Annotated in this window: 1 protein-coding gene; it reads right to left on the minus strand. The window is 62.4% G+C overall.

What is annotated here, in order from left to right; genetic code table 11:
- Window positions 1-63 precede the first annotated feature (63 nt).
- Window positions 64-1,353: a group II intron reverse transcriptase/maturase gene (gene ltrA, locus ACY34J_RS28890; protein ID WP_462729584.1), complete on the minus strand. Its 1,290-nt coding sequence runs from the start codon at window positions 1,351-1,353 to the stop codon at window positions 64-66.
- Window positions 1,354-1,946 lie beyond the last annotated feature (593 nt).

Raw genomic sequence — 1,946 nt, forward strand, 5'->3', positions numbered from 1 at the left:
GGTGAGTCGGCGGCGGGAATCTCACCCGCCGCCGCTCGCAGAACCGTGCGGGAGCCTCTCGACTCACACGGCTCCCATTGCCCAGCCATCAGGTTTGAGACCGAACCGCCAGTGGGCGAACATGTTGGGGTACCGGCGGGCCGTGCCAGCCAGTAGCTCTCCCGCGCGTTTCTCCCGGCGACGTAGTCGTTTGTACTTCTGGCAAGCCCAGCCCACCAACATGCGGTTGATGCGCCGGAGAAGGGGATACAACATGGACTTGTAGAAGCGTCCGTAATAGTTGATCCATCCCTGCACGACGCTGTTGAACATCCGTGCAAGGTCCATCAGGGACTTGTCACTGCGTTGAGCGATGCGCCAGGAACGCATCTCCTTGCCCATCGCCTTGATTGCCTCCTTGCTGACCGCGGGCAGAAAGTTCACAAAGTGCTTCCCGTACCGGTTCTTGGCCAGCCTCGGCCGGAACGTGTACCCGAGGAACGTGAACGACGTGTGCTCGTACGAGCCGCGTCGGTCAGCGTCCTTGCAGTACACGATGCGCGTCTTGTCCGGATGCAACTCCAGACCGACCTGCGCCAATCTCGCTGCGAGCGCGTCCCGCACGCGGCGGGCCTGGTGCTCGCTGCGGCAGTGAATCACCGCATCGTCGCAATATCGCTCGAACGTGATGTGCGGGAACTCCCGCCCCAGCCACGCATCGAACGCGTAGTGGAGATACAGATTTGCCAACACGGGCGAGATCGCTGACCCCTGGGGAGTCCCGCGATCCCGTTGGTGCACCGAACCGTCCGCTTTCGCCAGCGGCGCCACAAGCCACCGCTTGACATAAAGCAGGACCCACTTCCCGTCCGCGTCAACATGCCGCTCGACGGCCTTGAGCATCAGCTCATGGTCCACGCTGTCGAAGAACGCCCGAATGTCGAGATCGACCACCCAGTCGTTCCGCCAACAACGTCGCCGGCACGTCTCCACCGCGTCCAGGGCAGAGCGCCTCGGCCGGTAGCCATAGGAGTCCGGATGGAACACAGGCTCCACCCGCCTCTCCAGATACATCGCGGCCACCGTCTGGGCGATCCGGTCAACCACAGTGGGCACCCCAAGCACACGGACACTTTTCCGACCCGCCTTGGGGATCTCCACGGCCTTCACCGCCGGAGGGAAATATGAGCCAGACGACATGCGATTCCACAGCTTGTACAGATTCCCCTTGAGGTTCTGCTCGAACTGCTCGATCGAAACACCGTCCACCCCGGGTGCACCCCGATTGGCTTTGACCCTTAGATACGCCTCCCACACCATCGACTTGGAGATACAAAACGACTTGACCTCGGCCTGCGGCCTTGATCCGTTCACCTGGCTCCTCCCGGACGCACCGGTTGACCACCAAACAAGATCAGTGCAACCCGCCCCCTTCGCTCCGCCCCCATTACAGGGACTTCATCACTACTACGAGACGGTCCGTCCCCCTGCCACGCATCGGTACTCAGCCCCTCACAGTTTCAGCTGCTTGGGGTGCTCCCTTATCGCCAACCGGCCTTCAACCTGACCGGCGACAGCATCGCGGCGAGGGGTTCCCACGTTCCGCACTGGTGCCTGTCACCGAGCTCGCGCCACCTTCATGCCGGGCCGCCACCTGGCCAGGAATACAGGAACCCGCCAGATTCATCCCGGGGCAACAACTGGACCCCGGTTTCGGCAACCACTCATACGCTTACGACACTTCAGCAGTGGTTCACTCGCGTTCGCCTTCTCGGCACACACCTGACGCATCTCGTGCGCCTTTTCCGCAGTGCTCATCACCCCGGCTCATTCACCGGAGCAACCTGCGGCGGTTTGAGATCTCCCCCTGCGTGGGCGATCCCGGAGGGCCTACCTCCATCACCAGTGCAGCACCACGTCAAGAGCTTCCGTCTACATCGGAGCCTCCTGTTGTGTTCGTGGCGCAC

This window comes from Streptomyces sp. HSS9-12 (assembly GCF_054963655.1).